This is a genomic window from Paraburkholderia madseniana (assembly GCF_009690905.1).
In the GTDB taxonomy this organism is placed as follows: domain Bacteria; phylum Pseudomonadota; class Gammaproteobacteria; order Burkholderiales; family Burkholderiaceae; genus Paraburkholderia; species Paraburkholderia madseniana.
This window is the reverse complement of the sequence record NZ_VOSW01000011.1, coordinates 83,893-101,374: the sequence shown is the minus strand read 5'-3', so window position 1 is coordinate 101,374 and position 17,482 is coordinate 83,893. Positions and strand designations below refer to the sequence as shown.

Here is a 17,482-nt window from a genome sequence, read left to right as displayed (position 1 = left end):
AACGTCGTTCTCTTGACGCTCACTTTGCGACAACCCGCGCGTGCTGAAAATCAATGGATTCTCCACGACCCTTTCCCATCTGGAAAGGGTCGTGGGATTAACTGTCTGTGCCGTCCGTTCGGCCGGACATGAAGTCGACGAGACGCAATGCTTCGGGCGACAGTGTTTCGCGCGACAGCGTGCCGATCCACAAGGTGCGATGCGCCCACGCGTCGGTGAGTTTCACGGCGCGCAGGCCCGTCGCGAGAATTTCGGTGCGTACGGCGCCCTCGGGCAATACGCCGATGCCGAGCCCGTGCTCGATCATCCGGCAGATGCCGTCGAAGCTGTGCACCTGGATGCGTAGCTTGAGAGCCCGGTCCGCGCTGAATGCGGCATCGAGCAGCCGCGCGAGCAGTGAACTGCCTTCGTTCAGGCCGACGTACTCGAAGTCGAGCGTATCGGCGAAGGCGACTTCTTCGAGGGACGCGAGGGGATGGCCGTTCGGCACCAGCAGCACGAGCTTGTCCTGACGATAAGCGACCTTCTCGATACCTGGCGCCAGCACGTTGTCCGCAAAGATGCCGATGTCGGCGGTGCCGCTGCGGATCGCCGCGACGATTTCGTCGCTCAAGCGCTCCTCGAGCGATATCTTTACGCTGGGGTTGTCGGACAGAAAAGCCTGCACGTCGTGCGGCAGGAACTGGATGATCGCTGACGTGTTGGCCCAGACTCGCACGTGGCCACGCACGCCGGCGGCGTAGTCGCTCATCTCGTTGGCCATGCGGTTCACGCGGTCGGCGACTTGCCGGGCATGCGCGAGCAGACCCTTGCCGGCGGCAGTCAGCTCGATGCCGCGCGGCTGCCGCAACATGAGCGTGCAATCGATGCTGCGCTCCAGGTCGGCCATGCGCTTGCTGACCGCTGACAACGTCATGCAGGTGCGCTCAGCCGCCTTTGTCAGGCTGCCGAGTTCTGCTACGACGATGAAAAGGCGCAGCGATTGCAGGTCGTAATGTGAGGAGCTGGTCATGGGTGTGTGGCGTTTAGCGCGCTGGAAGTCGACGGAAAGTGAAGCGGCCCACGCATCATAGTAGGCTTGCCTCACGGCGACATCCTCTTTCGCCACACGCCGCTGCCGTTCGCCGGCCTTGACGGATCTGAGCGTCACCGTACAGACTTGCCGGGTCATCCGTACGATTCTGGGGTCTCAACGATCTGCTGCCTCATGTCTTCGAGCTTTTCGAACAATCCAGCAGAACGATCGCGCTGTTACGATGAAACCGTCCGTTCTCCGCATGCTGATCGCCATTCCGTCGCTGGGCGTGGGATTCTCTGCACCCGTGTGCAATGCCTATGCGCTCGATGCAAAACTGGACTGCCAGTCGAGCCCGCATGATTTCATTGCTCCGCTTCTGGACGAGCAGTCGATCGATGCAAAGCCAATGCGCATTGAAGCGAACTCGGTCAACGCATTTCGTCCCGCGCGCGGCAGCAACCTGACGGCATTCGGCTTTCATGTCTATGCCGTCTTCGGGTATGAGCAAAACGATCCCATCTTCAAACAAGGCAGCGGCCAGCCGGTTACGCCCCCGACATACGGCGTGGTGGTGACCGGCTCTGCCGCGTCGGTTGAGGCGAGCGTACGACGCGCCGGCAGCGATGCGGTCATTCGCGACGTCGTTCCACTTTTTCTCACCGCCGTTTTCTGCAACGGGCATTGATGTCTGTGCAGTGCGCGCACGAGGAGCGAGGAGACAATCATGCATATGCTCACCAATGCGGGTCCGCTGGTTTCATTGATCGCCGGTATTCTGATTCTTGTCGTGCCGCGCCTCTTGAACTACATCGTCGCGATCTATCTGATCGTGATTGGACTGCTGGGGCTTTTCGGAAGCCACATTCGTTGAACGCACGTCTCTCCTTTTCGCCCCTCCTGATCAATCAGCCCTTCGCCCACGCGGCGGCGGTGGCAACTGCGAAGTCCCGGTAGGATCGCGGCTGCCGCCCGAGCAGCGCAGCCAGACGATCGACTTCCGCCTTCGAAGCGACTGCGCCGTCCTCTTGATACCGGCGCATCATCAGGCGCATATCGTAGGCAAGCCAACCCGGCGCGACCGCCTTGAGACGCTGTTCGAGGGTATCGAGATCGTCGCCGCCGTAGCGGACCGGGCGTCCCAGCGCTTCGGCCCAGATCGCAGCGATATTCTCCGAAGTCAGCGCGTCAGGACCGACGAGTTCGTACGTTTCACGCGGTAGCGGATTGGCGGCGCGCTCGCGGCGCAGGAGTTCGCGTGCCGCGGCTTCGCCGATATCGCGGACATCGACCATGGAAATTCCTTTGCTGCCAATCGGCATGCCGTAGACACCGTGCGTCAGTAACGGGTCTTTCTGACGGACGTCGTTCTGGATGAAATAGGCGGGGCGCAGCACCGTCGCCGGCAGGTCGCAGTGTTCGATCATGCGCTCGACCGTGTGCTTGCCGGTGAAGTGCGGCACATCGACATACTCCGCGCCCTTGAAAACCGACAGATAAACAATGCCTTTCACACCGGCCTCCCGCGCGACGCTCAGCGTCTGCAGTGCCTGTGTCAGTTCGTCCGCGGCGTTGGGGGCCAGCACGAACACCGTGCTGACACCGTTCAGTGCGCGCCGCACTGCGTCGATGTCGGACAGGTCGCCCTTGACCGCGGTGACGCCAGCGGGGAATTGGGCCTTTTCCGGCGAGCGGGTCAGTGCCCGCACTTCGGCGCCGCTGCCGTTCAGATGGTCGAGAACCTGCTTGCCGACCACGCCTGTGCTGCCTGTTACGAGGATTGCCATGACTTTCTCCTGGGGTTGAATGGACTGGGTTAGTCCGTGAGACGAACAATAGTCGTTCCATTGGACGATCGAAAGTGCCAGAATCAAGACATCTCGTCTCGTAAATGGAACGATCATGGATTTGACTTCGCTGGCGGATTTCAACGCCGTTGCACTGCATGGCGGCTTCGGGCCGGCCAGTCGCGCGCTCGACCGTCCCAAGGCGACGCTGTCGCGGCGCGTGGCCGAGCTGGAAGAAGATCTCGGCGTGCGGCTGATCGAGCGGGGCGCACGCAGGCTGCGTCTGACCGAGGAAGGTCTCGCCCTCCACGAGCGCACGCGGGGGCTCATGACGGAGATTCAGGAGGCGGGTGAGGCGGTCGCGTCGCGTGCGCCGGTGCCGCGCGGGCGCTTGCGCATCAGCGCGCCGGTCGTGTTCGCGCATGTCTTGCTGTGCCAGATCGCTGCACGCTTTGCGCTGGCCTATCCGCAGGTCGAGCTCGAAGTCATCGCGGAAGACCGCGTCGCGGATCCGGTAGAGGACGGTTACGACCTGGTCATCCGTATCAATCCACCGCGTGACGAGCAGCTCGTTGGGCGGCGCATTCTCGGTGACGAGCGCCTCGTGGTCGCTTCGCCGACTTTGTCGATACCGTCGATGCTCGCAGGCGAAGCCGACGAGCTGCAGGTGCCGGCGGTCGTGTCGATAGCGGCGCATTCCGACTTGCTCTGGAACATGCGCACGGAAGGCGGCGTGAGGGTCATCAAGCCGATGCCGGTGCTGCGAATGTCATCGCTGCTGATGGTGCGCGAGGCCGCGCTGCAAGGCGTGGGCGCAGCGCTCCTGCCGCGCTTGCTGGTTGAACAGGACGTGTCGACAGGACGGCTGGTTTGTTGGGGCGTGGAGGCGGGCCCGCCCGTGGAAATCTGGGCGCTCTATAGTTCGCGACGTTTGCTGAGTGCCAAGGTGCGGGCGTTTATGGACATGCTGAAACCCGACTCAGTCAGGTTCTGACGGGCTGACGTTATCGGATCTTTCGCCGCGAAGAACGGGGCGGCAATCGCTACCGTGAAGAATCCGAAAACGGTGAAGTCGAACATTTACGGAATGTCAAAAACTTGAGCGATACTCGCGAACTTGCGAATGGCCGGCAACAAATATGCTTGCTGAATTTTTCACATTTCATTCGGTGATTTGCGGTGATTTACGTTATCGAGGACAACTGTCAGGAGAGCATCGCTCATGCTTAAGAAACGAATTCGTGCTGCACTGCTTGGCGCACTGATCACCGTGATTGCGCCGGCATGTCAGGCGCAATACACCACCGACTGGCTGGCGAACACGTTCGGAACGCAAGCCGCGCACGTGGGCAACGCTGCACGTTCGATGTGGGTCGCGCCTGAAGGCGTGATCTATACGGCTTCCCTATGGGATGAAAACGAGGGTGGCGTCGCGATCTATCAGAACGGCAAGAGCATCGGCTCTATTGGAATCAACAGCGAGTTTCAGGGTGGGGCGATTACGGGGAATGCCACATCGATTTTCGCGGCCTTGCAGTACAGCACCGTGTACGGCAGTGGTGCAGTAGGGCGATACAACCGAGCGACTCAAAAACGCGATGTCCTCATCCCCGTGAGCGCCTGGAATGCGGTCAAGCACGCCGATGTCATCACCGGGCTCGCCACGACCGGCACTCTCCTTTATGCGAGCGATTTCCCGGGCAATCGCGTCCGGGTCTACACCACCGACGGCGTGTGGCAGCAGGACATCAACATCTCCGGTCCCGGCGCACTCGCTTTGGATGGCGCGGGAAATCTCTGGGTAGCGCAGCAAAGCGCGGCCGCGATCGTTGAATTCAGTCCGGCCGGTGCTCCGCTGAGCACTATCCAGATGCCCGCGACTTCGCGACCGTCAGCGCTGTATTTCGACGCATCGTCAGGACAGCTCATGGTTGGCGACCAGGGTCCCGACATGAATATCAAGCTCTACAACATCTCGGGCACGCCGACTCTGGTCGGCACGTTCGGCATTCAGGGCGGCTATCTCGATAGCACCGCAGGCATCAAAGGCCAGGTTGGCGACAAGCGCTTCACCCGTGTTGTCGGCATCGGAAAAGACGCAGCCGGCAACCTGTATGTGCTCAACAACCCGTGGGGCGGCGGCTGGGACCTCGGCCGCAACGGCAGCACCGACATTCACGCGTATGACAGTGCCGGCAACCTGCAATGGAAACTTCAGTCCCTCAACTTCGAGGCGGTCGCAGCACCAGATCCGGTTACGGACGGCGCCTACTTCTATGGCGGCACCAACATTTACACCGGCACCGCGGGTGGTGCCTTCGTCGCGAATACCGTCGACCCGTTCAGCTATCCGTCCGATCCACGTCTCAACATGAACGATACGCAGCGCGACGAGCATTTCGGTCAGCTCGTTAGCGTTGGTGGAAATCGGATCCTCGTCGCGTCCGGTCAGAACCCTGGCATCTTTTACTTCTACCATTTCAATGCGGCGAGCGGCTATATCGCGATTCCGGATGCGTCGATTCCAGGTCCTGCGTTCAATACAACGCGACAGATCACGGGCGGATTCTGCATCGATAGCAGGGGGGACGTATGGGCCGGTCTGGACAGAACGAATCACATCTATCACTACCCGCTGGTCAGCTTCGATGGCACCGGCAAACCGACATGGGGACCCGGCATCGCCATCTCCATTCCGCAGAGCATCCGGCCGTTGACACGCATCATCTATCTGCCGGAGAGCGACACCATGATTCTCGCGCAAGGCATCGCCGGGAGCTGGGACTGGACCGCGATTCAATCGAGGATCGAGGTGTATCACGGCTGGAGCGCGGGCAACACCACGAAGCCCAATCCGGTGATCAACCTCACCAGTGCCAACCCGAAGTCGATCACGGCCGTCGGAAATTATCTTTTCGTCGGCTACGTGCATACGGTGCCCAACATCGACGCCTTCAATCTCACCACGGGTAACCTCGATACGACCTTGATCAACTCGAGTGCGGGCACGGTGGATGTGGGCAACGACGTGGATTCGATGTATGGCCTGAGGGCATACCTTAGATCGGCCGGCGAGTACGTGATCACGAAAGACAACTACAACGGCTCCAGCATTGTTGTTTATCGCTGGACGCCATGATCGGTTTGCTTCGAGGCTATGATCAGACGAAAAAAGATGCGGTGCGCGTTCCACGCTTCGTTGAATTCGCCTCGTTCAGTTCTCTCTGCCTATGCATTTGGAACGTGGACGTATTGATATTAATAATATAAAAACGAGCCGCGTTATTCTTTGCTCAGGTCGATTTATTTTTCTTCGAAGGAAAGTCAAAGACCTGCGTTTTCCGCCCCCGGTGAGGCAGAGATTTTCCGTTTCCTCTGCTTTTGAAAATCGTCTGGAGCGTTTCCCATAAGATTCTTTGAACTACTACTTATCGTCCCTGATCGTGCCCACGTTACACAGATGAAACGTTTATAATTCGTCTGCCAATACACTGGCTGTAAGTAATGCCGGGCACGCGCCGGGAACGGCATCGGTCAAGTAAAGGTTGCGTGGGTAGGCGTTTTTGCGGCGCTGGACCAGCGTCTCTCATACGAATGGGTTGCGAATGAGTCGAGCGACTTTAACGCTACCTGTCAGCGGTTTTCACAGCTTTTCCTTTTCGGGAATTAGGCTCGAAACCTAATTAGTTTTAGGTTCCGAACGGGCCTTGTCACGCCCTGGATTTGACTCGACTGACATCGAGGACGCCGGGTTCGCCGTCAGTCACTGATAGAACTTCACCACGCAAACATTCTTGGTTAATAGTAAGGATGACGTAATTATTATCTGTTGAAGGGTGACAGATCAAAATGCTGAGCGCACTGCCGCCAGGCGGCGCTCAGTGCGCGTTCGAATGCGTAACGGTATCTGCCAGTGGATACCGGCACATCGAAAGCGCCAGCTTCATCAGCAATGAACGCGATCATCGCGTTCGCCGCTTCAAATCTCTCAGTACTCAAAGAACGCCAAAGCGGGACGGCTTAGATCGATCTTGCTCACTCCTCGGGGACAACCTGCTTTTTAGCGATACATACAGACAATGACGAGAAACTTCAAACTTTTGGGAGTTGCGGCAGCAACAGTGTTTGCATGGTTTGGTGCGGAGAACGCGCAGGCTGCTACGAGCACCATCACCGTCGCAGGACTGCAATACAACTTGTGCGCACAAGAGAACGGCACCTGCAAATTCCTCGGAACAGGCTCGGTGGTGTTCGGTGCAGTTCCGCCCACCTCGCCGTCGGTCATGCTGTCGGCCCCCGCTACCTTTAGCAACGGCGTCGGATGCTATGTCGGCGCGGTCTCGCAGACAGATCCCGCATACGGGTACGACAAATCATGCTGGGTGAGAGCGGTTGCCGCGACTCCGACACCGGCGCCAACGCCAACGCCAACGCCAACGCCAACGCCAACGCCAACGCCGACGCCGACGCCGACGCCGACGCCGACGCCGACGCCGACGCCAACGCCAACGCCAACGCCGACTCCGACTCCGACACCAGCTCCGACGCCAACCCCGGGCAGCTCGACCCTCTCGTGCGGCACGCCCACGCACACTGCCGGCGGAACCGCCAATGGCGTGATCAGCGCCGACACGCCCACCACGGACGGCATGCGCATTTTCCAGAACAACGCAGCGTTCAAGCTCGCGATTACGACGAACGCGCCGAGCGCGGATACGGTCGTCTGGTCCGTGGCGGACTCGACCGGCGCGATCAAGGCGCAGGGCAGTTTTGCGGTTAGCTCCGGCGTGCAAACCAACTCGATTCCATGCACGTCGACGTGGTCAGGCTATGGCGCGCTGACAGCGACGCTGCGCTCGAACGGCGGCACATTGCCCAACACCGGAACGCGTCCGGTGGGTATTGCAACGTTCGGCGTGTTGCCGAACCTGACGTCGGTACTGGGCACCGTAACGTACGCCCATCAGGATCAGCACCGCTTCGGCATGCAGGGCTTCAACGGCAACATCGCCGCGCTGCATGATCTGGGCATCTCGTGGACCATCGACGACCGTCAGGTATCGGCCATGGAACCCAATGGCCCCAACACGTACACGCCGAGCGTGAACGACCTCGATCCGTTCTATAAGGCGAATCCTGATCAGATGCGCATCGTGCGTCTCGATGGACTGCCTGCATGGGATTCGAAGACGGGCCAATTCAACGACAGCTACTATGCGCCGTCGAACATGCCCGAGTTCCAGAGCTTCATGGCCAAGGTGGGTACCGATACGAGTCTGATTCGCGCTGCTAACTACCCGAACCAGAAAAGCAACTATTACCAGGTGACGTGGGAGCCGAGCCTCGGCTGGGCGGATAGCGACGCGAACTTCGTCGCGATGTACAAGGCCGCGTATCAGGGCATTCACTCGACCGATCCGAATGCCGTCGTGATGGGTACCGGCAACCCGTTCCCTGCGAATTGCGACACCTGCACCACCGGCTATCTGCAGAAGTTCGGTGCGCTCGGCCTGTGGAATTACATCGACGCAGTCTCAACGCATGGCTACTGGAATGCGGGCACCTATCCGGCACATCCGCCTGAATTGCAGGACTCCGATCCGGATCCGGCGAACCAGGCGAACGCGCTCGACAACCAGATGACGCAGTTGCGTTCGGTGATGCAGGCGGGCAAGCCGAACATGAAGCTCTTCTTCACCGAAGCAGGCACGAGCTACGATCCGGGTCTCAACTACGGCCCCACGGTGCCGTCGCAGAACCAGTTGTTCGCTCACGCTGCGGTTGGCGTGCGGTCGCACATCATTGTGCTTGGTGGCGGCGCACAGTTGACGACGCTTTTCTATGGTCCTGACTTTCCGGGCGAAGTGGGATACGGCTCGTTCTTCGACCTGAATGACGCGCAAGGCGCTTATGGTGCAGCGAACCTCTCGCCGAAACCCGAAGCGATGGCCTTCGCGACGATGACACGTGTGCTGGACGGCACGAACACATTGGGTCGGGTTACGGGCGCGCCGTCCGGAACCTTTGCATATGCGTTCCAGCAGCTTGGCAACGGCAAGGTGGTGACCGCTGCATGGGCGCACAGCAACGCGCAGTGGCCTGCGAGCAGTGGACTTTATAGCCAGACCTACTCGACGAGCTATTCGCTTCAGGTCGACGGGGCCGGTACGTCGGGCAATGTGACGAAGATCGATGGTTACGGCAATACCAGCACGCTGGCCTATACCAACGGCAAAGTCACGCTGACCCTCACCGAGGTGCCGCAGTACATCGTCTCGAACAACGCGACGGTCGCCAAGGCCAATGCGACTGTTCCGGTCGGGTATACGGGCCAATAAGGGCTGAGTCGTATCGACGCGCCGCTGGTGGGAGCGGCGGCGCGTCGATCGGCCCGTTCTGGCCGTTCTCCGGTCAGGAGCCGAACGCTTAACCCGTTGCAAACGCAACGATCAGCAAGCACCAGCTTGGCACCGGCTTTACGGAAACGAGTGCCTTAACGTCGAGCCAGGTGGATCCCTGCGAGCATGCAGCGCACCGAGCCGCCAGCTAGCTCGATGGTCGGCACGCGCAACGGTAGCAATTGTGCAGACCGCTCGATGAGCGTTTTCTGTTGTGCCGTCAGGCACGACATCGCCCGTTCTGACAACGCTAGAACGCGGCCATCCTTCCCCGACAATTCCAGTGCATTCCCGGCAAAATTGCCGATCTGCGCGTGCGTGAGCGCGATAACAGTCCGGCCGCTCTCCAGCAGGCGCGCGTGTACCTCGCTGCGGCGTGTGTCGTCACGAATAAGGTCCAGCCCGATTAGCGCAAATTCGGTCGCCACGCTCATCATGACGTTGGTGTGGTAGACCGCCCGGCCTTCCGCATCGGCGGTATCGAAGCACATCGGTTCGAAGTTGAAATGCGTGCAGAAGCGCTCGAGCGCCACTGGGTCGGCGCGATGTGAACGTGCCGTATACGCAACGCGTGCGACATGGTCGAGCACCATGGCGCCCGTGCCTTCCAGAAAGACATCGTCGTGCTCCAGCCCGGAATAGTCGATCACGTCCTGCACGCGGTACTCGGTCTTGAGCATTTCGATCACGTCGTGCCTGCGCTCGCGCCGGCGGTTGACCGAGTGCATCGGAAAGAGTGCCACGTGGCCGCCCGCGTGCGTCGAGAACCAGTTGTTCGGAAAGACCGAATCGGGTGTCTCGTTCTTCCCGCCATCGTCGAACATGTGAACGCATACGCCGGCCGCTTCCAGGCTGGCCGCCGCAGCGCTGACTTCGTCGCGTGCCGCCGCGGCAAGCGCTGTCGCTTCTGTGAAATCAAGGGCGTGGCCAGCACGCTGGAAAGCGTTGTCGGCCGCTGTCTCCGGATTCGGATGAAAGCGGTGGGGGCGAATCATCACAACGGCGGCGGGCGCCTGCATCGACAGAAGGCTCATGGGGTTCGTTAGCGGGTTGCGGAAAGATGGGGCGAAACGGCCGTATGGCGGGCTCGATCAGCGCGCGAAGGCGAATGCGTCGGCGGGTGCCGGGGTGAAGGCGGCTGGCGTGGCTGCAGTCTGTATCAGGCCGCCAAACAGGTCTTTGGGATCGCTGACTGTCGGGATCAGCGCGACATCGATGCCCACGTCGTGGCGCTGCGCCAGTGCGTCGAGATAGCGGAGCGCCGAGTAATCCTCGAGTGCGAAGCCGACAGAGTCGAACACGGTGACCTGCTCCGCGCTTTGCCGCCCCACAACCTCTCCGGCAAGCACGCGCCACAGTTCGGTGACGGGCGAATCGGCCGGGAGCTGCTGGATGTCACCTTCGATGCGCGTCTGCGGCTCATATTCGACAATCACGCGGCTCATACGCAGAACATCCGCATGCAACTCGGTCTTGCCGGGGCAGTCGCCGCCGACTGCGTTCAGATGCATGCCGGACTCGATCATGTCCGGCGTGACGATCGTTGCATAGGTTTTGTCGGCGGTAACGGTCGTGACGATATCGGCGCCGCGCACCGCGTCGGCTGTCGATGTCGCGCGGACGATACGCAGGGCCGGCCACGCGGCAAGATTGAGCGCCAGTTTATCGGTTGCGCGCGCATCGACATCGAACACGCGAATCTCATTGATGCCGAGCAGTGTGTGAAACGCGATCGCCTGAAATTCGCTTTGCGCGCCGTTGCCGATCAAGGCCATGCGTCGCGAGTCGGGGCGGGCCAGGCTTCTTGCGACGAGCGCGGACGTTGCCGCGGTGCGCAAGGCGGTGGTCAGGGTGAGTTCGGAGAGGAACAACGGGTAGCCCGTATCGACGGATGCGAGCGCACCGAACGCCATCACGGTGTGAATGCCGCGTTCGGCGTTGATCGGATGGCCGTTCACGTATTTGAAGGCGAACAGGTTCGAATCGGCGACCGGCATCAATTCGATGACGCCTGCCTGGGAGTGGCATGCAACACGTGGCGACTTATCGAATTCGCGCCATCGAAGATAGTCCGCGCGGATGGTGTCGGCGAGTTCGCTCAGGAATCGCGGCACGCCGATATCGGCGACGAGTCGGTACGTGGCGGGTACGTCGAGAAAGCGGGTCATGGTCATGTCTCCGTGATTCATGTGGGCTCCGGTGCGGGAGCAATGACGGAATTATTCCTTTGGACCTCGCCAACAAAAAGACAGCAGACTTCGCAAATTTCACAGATAAAATGGCAAAATGCGCACCTGAAATGGTATTTTGTACATTTCCGCATGAAGGCTTCGCCAGGTAGCATGCGGATGGCGGAGCGCCGTCGCCGGGCACTCAGGTAACCACCATGATCAATCTCGATGACATCGACAGGCAGCTCATTTCTCTGTTGCGTGACAACGCACGCATGTCGGTGGTGACACTGGCGAAGCAACTGCGCGTGGCGCGCGCAACGGTGCAGAACCGGCTCACCCGCCTCGAGCAAAGTGGCGTGATCGTGGGCTATACGGTGCGGCTGAAACCGGCGGCCGAGGCGCATCGGATTCGGGCGCTGATGTCGATTGCTGTAGAAGGCAACCGTGCGGCCGACGTGCTCAAGGTGCTACGTGGCCATCCCAATGTCGCAACGATTCACAGCACCAATGGCCGGTGGGACCTCGTCGCGGAGTTGCGGGCGGACTCGCTGGAGAACTTCGATCGGGTGCTCGGTGCGATCCGCTTGATCGACGGAATCGCGAGTACCGAGACCAGCATCTTTCTATCGACGCACAAGATGTGAGCGGCCAGGAGCGTCCGCGCGCTTTGTCGACTTCATGCGAGCTCCATGCGCGATTCGCGTCACCCTGCGACAAACGTCATTTCGAACTTCTCCATGCGACGACGCAGATACCTGTCAACAGATTGCCGCGTCGCGTAGCGTTCCGCCGGCATCCGTCTATTGTTCATACAAATAGAATTCGGAGATCTTATTCGCGAAAGTTAATCGATCCTTTTCTTTTAACTCTGACACCTCGGTCTGTCGGTCATGACAGTGCCTGCTATCTAGTCCGTATAACGGCACTTATTCGCAAAGGGTTTAACCCTGCAAAGGTTTGCGGAAGAACTAATTTCTCTGTTGAATTAATAACTTGGAGAATAAGCCGGATTTATATTTCAATAAGTAATCGGCAAAAAAAGGCCGACACATTGTGTCGGCCGGAAAGACTCTGGCGTCCGAGGATTGCATGCCAGAACCTGAGAGACGTTAATCAGTCAATTTTACGGATTGCAGTGTAAGGTGCGGGCATTATTGCCACATACCAGGATTTAACAATTTGGCGGCGTGCTTTCTCAGAAGAGGGTTATTTTAGAGTGCCGACTTCGTTGGGGAGAGATCATAAACGAAAAGCTTTGGCGAAGCATAAGGACATCAAAAAAAATTTGTTGATCGGCCGTCGCCGAATTCGAGATCGGGGAGTCCTGATGTTCGTCTAGGGATTTCCTTAATTGAATTTTATTCCGTACTAATGTGATGTCTGATCGCGTAGCGAATCAATTCCGAATTATTAGTGATCCCCAGTTTTTGCATGAGGCGCATTTTATGTGTGCTGATGGTCTTCGCGCTGAGCGCGAACGCTTCAGCGATATCGTTGATGCTCTTTCCAGCGGCCAAAGCTTGCAACACCTGGAATTCTCGATCGGACAGCATGTCGTGCGGTGGGGTATCGCCGGAGTGAGTGCCGAAGATCATCGAGTCCACCAGCTTCGGATCGATGAATCGGCCGCCTTCGGCCAGCTTGCGAATCGCGGCAAGCAGGATCTCCGGATCGCTGTCTTTGGTGAGGTAGCCGGTTGCGCCGGCGCGCAGCGCGCGCGAGACGACCTGGGCCTCGTTGTGAATGCTCAACACGAGCACGGGCAGGGCGGTGTACTCGGCCCTGATGCGCCGGATCAGGTCGATGCCGCTAATGCCCGGCATGGTCATGTCGAGCAGCAACAGGTCGGGACACCGGGCGCGTAGTTTCTCGAGCACTTCGGCGCCTTCGGCCGCTTCGTCGGCGACGATCATGTCGGTGGTGGTCGCGATGATCTGCTTCAGGCCACCTCGCACGATCGCATGGTCGTCTGCAATGAGGATTTTTATCATGTGCTTTTCTCGGTCCTGAGCGGGATGTGAATAGAGACGGTTGTGCCTGCGCCGGGCGCGCTCTCGATCTGCAACGTGCCGCCAATCAGCCGCGCGCGTTCGCTCATGCCGAGCAGTCCGTAGGAATAGCGCCGGCGTGCAACGGGCAGATCGAAGCCGCATCCGTTATCGCTGATATGGAGTGTCAATGCGCCGTTGCTTGCGGCGAGCGTGACATCGACGCGCGAAGCGCCGGCATGGCGCGCAACATTGGTCAACGAGGCCTGCGCGATGCGGAACACGGCCGTTGCATGCGCGTCCGGCAGAACCGGTTCGCTGCCAAGGATCGACAACTGGCACGGCATGCGATTACGTCGAACGAAGTCGTCCACGAGCCACTCGAGCGCCGACAGGATGCCAAAGTTTAGCGCAGCCGGTCTGAGGTGGCTGGCCACATTGCGGACCATCCAGATGGTCTTCTCGACCAGTTCACGCATGTCCTCGGTTTTTCTGGCTGCTTCCGAATCGCTGTCGAGCCGCATCCGCAATAGCGACACGTCCATTTTCAGCGCGGTCAGCAATTGCCCGAGTTCGTCGTGAATTTCCATGGCGATCCACTTTCGTTCTTCTTCGCGAACCGCCTCCATGTACGCGGACAACTCGCGCAACCGCTCGCGCGACTCGAGCAGTTCCTGTTCGACTCGCTTGCGTTCCGTCATGTCCTGAATCGTACCGACCAGCTTGAGCGGATAGCCGGGCCCTTCATGCGCCGCTTCGACGTGAAGCTGCACGATGCGTGGCTCGCCGTCCGCACCGGTCAGGCGGCAATCGAGAAAATGCGGCTGCCGGTCGGCGATCACCGCACGCACGGCCTGTCGTACAGCGGCCCGGTCCTCGGGGTGAATCGCCGCGCGCAGTGTTCGATAGCTGGGCCGCACGCCGTTCGGCTCGAAACCGAGAATCCGGTACATCTCATACGACCAGTGCGTCACGCCGGCGGCCGCAGTCCATTCCCAGTCGCCAAGTTTGGCCAGCCGCTGGGCGTTCGCCAGACTGGCTTCGCTCGCGCGCAATTTCTCTTCAGCCTGTTTGCGCGCGGTGACGTCGTTGAGACCGACATAGATCGCTGGGGCGTCGGCGAACGTCGCAATGCGCGCGGTCGCCACTGCCCAGAAGCGCTCACCCGCCGAATTCTTGAACTGGATTTCGTTGTTGGTGAATCCGCCTTCGTGGCGCAGGAGTTCGACCGTTCTGTCGCGCTCCGTCGGGTCGACATAGAAGTCGCCCATGTAGGTGACGCCGTGATCGTCCGCGCCGAAACCGAACAGCCAGCGGAACGGCCCGTTCATGTAAAGGACCCGCCCTTCGTCCATGGACGTAATGCACAACGGCACCGGGCTCGTCTCGACGATCGTGCGAAAGCGCGCTTCGCTCGACACGAGTTTCGCTTCGGTCCGTATGCGTTCGTCGATCTCGACCAGCAGGCTTGCATTCGCGCGCGCGAGTTGGCCGGTCCGTTCGGCGACGCGGTCTTCGAGTTCGTCGCGCACGCGGGAGAGGGCTTCTTGCGCCTGCTGCCGAACCGCCACCTCGCTCGAGAGACTTTCGTTGCGCGATCGGAGTGCCTTGTGCATGGCGCGCAGCGCGAGGTGAGTGCGAATGCGCGCCAACATTTCGGCGATCTGGAATGGTTTGGTGACGTAGTCGATGCCACCAACCGAGAATCCTTCGACGAGGTCGTCCGTATCGGCGAGCGACGTCATGAAGATCACCGGAATCTCACGGGTCTGCTCATTGCGCTTGAGCCGGCGACAGGTTTCGAAGCCGTCGATGCCCGGCATTTTCACGTCGAGCAGGATCAGGTCGGGCTGCGAAAATTGCGCGCGTTCGAGCGCCTCCTCGCCGTCGAGCGCAACGAACACGCGAAAGCCCTTATCCTCGAGACTGTCGGCCACGACACCGATGTTGATCGGTGCGTCGTCCACAACCAGAATGGTGGCCGGCTCTGCCGCGATCGTTGTGTCGTTCATGGCTTGGGCCTCCTCTCGAGATATTCCTCCGCGAGCAGCAGGATGGCCTTTGACTGATAGCCTTTAACGAGTGCACGCAACTCTGTTGTCAATACCAGATTGCGCTCGTCGAGGGCCGCCATCCTGTCGGCCCATTCGGCGATGGCACGCATGTCGCCCAGACGGGCGAGATGATGCAGGTTGTTGAGTTCGTCATCGGGCAACGCGGGAGAGGGCGTGCGCGATGCGCCAGGTTGCGGCGAGCGAGGCGCTGGCGAGTCAGTCCACTTCAGCGCCAGCAAATCCGCCAGATGGGCCTGCAGCCGGTCGAAGTCGACGGGTTTGGAAAGGAAGGCGTTCGCGCCTGCGTCGGTGCTTCGTTTCTCGTCGCTCCAGGAAGGATTCGCCGACACGGCGATGATCGGAATATCGCCGAGTCCCGGTAATCGACGCAATCTGCGCGTTGTTTCGAGCCCGTCCATTTCAGGCATCAGGATGTCGGTCATGATGAGCGACGGCGCCTCGCTGCGCGCCTTCGTGAGTCCCTCGTGCCCGCTGGCGGCCTCGATGGTGTCGAAGCCCAGTTGACCCAGAAGCTCGACCAGGACCGCCCGATTGACGGGCTCGTCGTCGATCACCAGCACTTTGCGGCGCGGACCGGTGTAGCCCGTCACGGCCCGCGCGGCCGGCGTTGCCGCGTCGGTACGCGCCGCGGACACATCGACGACGGCCGGCGCGAGATCGAACCAGAAGACGCTCCCATGCGCGAGCGTGCTTTCCGCGTGGATTTCGCTACCCATTGCGCGCACGAACTGCTGGCTGATCGCAAGGCCAAGCCCGGCGCCACCGGCGCGTCGTTCGGGGCCGCCGGCCTGCTCGAAAGGGTCGAAAATCACGCCGAGCTTGTCGGCCGCGATGCCGATTCCCGAGTCACGTATGCAGAAGCGCACCGCGCCTGAGGGCGCAAGGCCGACTTGCAGGCTGACGCAGCCTGTGTCCGTGAATCTGACCGCATTCGCCAGCAGATTAAGCAGCACCTGCCGTAAGCGGCGCTCGTCTGCCCGCACTGCGCCGCCCAGGTCGGGGGCCAGGTCGCATAGGAATCGCAGGCGTTTTTGTTCCGCCTTCACGTTGATAATGTCGCGGATCGTATCGAGGACGCCCGGCAGCGGGACGTCGGCCATTTCGATGCGCATTTTGCCGGCTTCGATGCGCGCGAAATCGAGCGTATCGTCGATCAGCGTGAGCAGATGTTCGCCGCTGCGGTGGATTACTTCGACCGCGTTGCGTTGGCGCTCGCTGTGGCTGCCGTCGCGCAGCAAAATCTGCGTATAGCCGAGGATGCCGTTCAGCGGCGTACGCAGTTCGTGGCTCATGTTCGCGAGGAATTCGCTTTTGGCCCGGTTGGCGGCTTCGGCGAGGTGCCGCGCTTCCCGCTGCGCAGTGGCGTCGCGCTCGGCGAGATAGGCGTCATGCAGCCGCGCGCCCATGCTGTTGAACGCGGCTACCACGCGATCGAGCTCGTCTGGCCAGCGCGGCTGGCGGCGCGGCAGGACGAACGGCTTTGGCGCCGCACGGAAGTCGTATTCGCCGACCAGTCGGGCAATCGTGGCGAGATGCCGCGTAACGAGGCGCGAGAAGATGTAGATGGTGAACAGCGCAACGATGAATGTATAGGTGGCCTGACTGACCAGAATGACCAGCGCGGTTTGCGCTAACGCCTGATAGAGGTTGGCAAGCGTCGCTTGCACATAGAGTGTGCCGATCTTCTGCTGGGCGCCGTGGATGCGATAAAAGATCGGAAATTCGCGGGATATCACGGCGCCTGTCCTGCGCTCGCCAGCCGTCACGACCAGTGGCGTCTCGCTCGATCCGGTCTCGCGCACCTCGGCGGCGCACATGTCGGCAAGCCGCAGGATGCCGTTCAGTTGAAGCTGAAGTTCAGTGCGGTTGAGCTGCCACAGACCCTCGCCAAGGCTGTCGCGATTGCTTCGGTCGATGTCTGACAGACGTGTTTCGATCAGTTCGACGCCGCGGCTATAGTCGCGATAGAGCTGTAGTGCGGTCAGCAATAACGTGACCGCGCAACTGAACAGCAGCACGGTGGCCAGCAGCCGGAAAACCACGCT

The 17,482-nt window shown here is 60.3% G+C and carries 14 protein-coding genes; 6 read left to right on the top strand and 8 right to left on the bottom strand.

Annotated features, from left to right (window positions below; genetic code table 11):
- Positions 1-97: 97 nt before the first annotated feature.
- Positions 98-1,012 (bottom strand): LysR family transcriptional regulator, encoded by a 915-nt coding sequence (locus FSO04_RS08255; protein ID WP_154559197.1) that lies wholly within the window; start codon positions 1,010-1,012, stop codon positions 98-100.
- A 265-nt stretch (positions 1,013-1,277) separates the two neighbouring features.
- Between FSO04_RS08255 and FSO04_RS08250 the strand changes: the two genes are divergently transcribed.
- Together FSO04_RS08250 and FSO04_RS08245 are read left to right on the top strand one after the other, a co-directional pair.
- Positions 1,278-1,703, top strand: coding sequence for a hypothetical protein (locus FSO04_RS08250; protein ID WP_233464773.1), 426 nt, complete (start codon positions 1,278-1,280; stop codon positions 1,701-1,703).
- A 39-nt stretch (positions 1,704-1,742) separates the two neighbouring features.
- Positions 1,743-1,889, top strand: a complete 147-nt coding sequence (locus FSO04_RS08245; protein ID WP_093637406.1) for a DUF3096 domain-containing protein — start codon at positions 1,743-1,745, stop codon at positions 1,887-1,889.
- A 34-nt stretch (positions 1,890-1,923) separates the two neighbouring features.
- Here FSO04_RS08245 and FSO04_RS08240 read toward each other — a convergent pair whose 3' ends face one another.
- The gene (locus FSO04_RS08240) at positions 1,924-2,802 is read right to left on the bottom strand and encodes an NmrA/HSCARG family protein (protein WP_154559196.1); all 879 of its coding nucleotides are present in this window, start codon (positions 2,800-2,802) and stop codon (positions 1,924-1,926) included.
- Between the two features lie 115 nt (positions 2,803-2,917).
- Between FSO04_RS08240 and FSO04_RS08235 the strand changes: the two genes are divergently transcribed.
- Together FSO04_RS08235 and FSO04_RS08230 are read left to right on the top strand one after the other, a co-directional pair.
- The gene (locus FSO04_RS08235) at positions 2,918-3,796 is read left to right on the top strand and encodes a LysR family transcriptional regulator (protein ID WP_154559195.1); all 879 of its coding nucleotides are present in this window, start codon (positions 2,918-2,920) and stop codon (positions 3,794-3,796) included.
- A 228-nt stretch (positions 3,797-4,024) separates the two neighbouring features.
- On the top strand, positions 4,025-5,941 hold the full coding sequence (locus tag FSO04_RS08230; protein ID WP_154559194.1) for an SMP-30/gluconolactonase/LRE family protein: 1,917 nt from the start codon (positions 4,025-4,027) through the stop codon (positions 5,939-5,941).
- Between the two features lie 1,185 nt (positions 5,942-7,126).
- Here FSO04_RS08230 and FSO04_RS47425 read toward each other — a convergent pair.
- Positions 7,127-7,453, bottom strand: a complete 327-nt coding sequence (locus FSO04_RS47425; protein ID WP_233464772.1) for a hypothetical protein — start codon at positions 7,451-7,453, stop codon at positions 7,127-7,129.
- On the opposite strand from FSO04_RS47425, the gene FSO04_RS08225 reads away from it, so the two are divergent.
- On the top strand, positions 7,419-9,140 hold the full coding sequence (locus tag FSO04_RS08225) for a hypothetical protein (RefSeq protein ID WP_233464771.1): 1,722 nt from the start codon (positions 7,419-7,421) through the stop codon (positions 9,138-9,140). The genes FSO04_RS47425 and FSO04_RS08225 overlap by 35 nt on opposite strands.
- Before the next feature lie 155 nt (positions 9,141-9,295).
- Here the strand turns inward: FSO04_RS08225 and ctlX are convergent, their stop codons facing one another.
- Positions 9,296-10,234, bottom strand: coding sequence for a citrulline utilization hydrolase CtlX (gene ctlX / locus FSO04_RS08220; RefSeq protein ID WP_154559192.1), 939 nt, complete (start codon positions 10,232-10,234; stop codon positions 9,296-9,298).
- Between the two features lie 57 nt (positions 10,235-10,291).
- Positions 10,292-11,368 (bottom strand): ornithine cyclodeaminase, encoded by a 1,077-nt coding sequence (locus FSO04_RS08215; protein ID WP_154559230.1) that lies wholly within the window; start codon positions 11,366-11,368, stop codon positions 10,292-10,294.
- A 218-nt stretch (positions 11,369-11,586) separates the two neighbouring features.
- On the opposite strand from FSO04_RS08215, the gene FSO04_RS08210 reads away from it, so the two are divergent.
- A complete protein-coding gene (locus FSO04_RS08210) occupies positions 11,587-12,018 on the top strand; it encodes an Lrp/AsnC family transcriptional regulator (RefSeq protein WP_154559191.1) in 432 nt (143 codons plus the stop codon).
- Positions 12,019-12,732: 714 nt separating this feature from the next.
- Here FSO04_RS08210 and FSO04_RS08205 read toward each other — a convergent pair.
- Genes FSO04_RS08205 through FSO04_RS08195 form a run of 3 tightly spaced genes read right to left on the bottom strand, consistent with a single transcriptional unit; the run spans position 12,733 to position 17,479 of the window.
- Positions 12,733-13,365, bottom strand: coding sequence for a response regulator (locus FSO04_RS08205; RefSeq protein ID WP_054040705.1), 633 nt, complete (start codon positions 13,363-13,365; stop codon positions 12,733-12,735).
- On the bottom strand, positions 13,362-15,374 hold the full coding sequence (locus FSO04_RS08200) for a hybrid sensor histidine kinase/response regulator (protein ID WP_154559190.1): 2,013 nt from the start codon (positions 15,372-15,374) through the stop codon (positions 13,362-13,364). The genes FSO04_RS08205 and FSO04_RS08200 overlap by 4 nt, the downstream gene beginning before the upstream one ends.
- Positions 15,371-17,479: a response regulator gene (locus tag FSO04_RS08195; RefSeq protein ID WP_325063516.1), complete on the bottom strand. Its 2,109-nt coding sequence runs from the start codon at positions 17,477-17,479 to the stop codon at positions 15,371-15,373. Before FSO04_RS08195 ends, FSO04_RS08200 begins: the two co-directional genes overlap by 4 nt.
- Positions 17,480-17,482 lie beyond the last annotated feature (3 nt).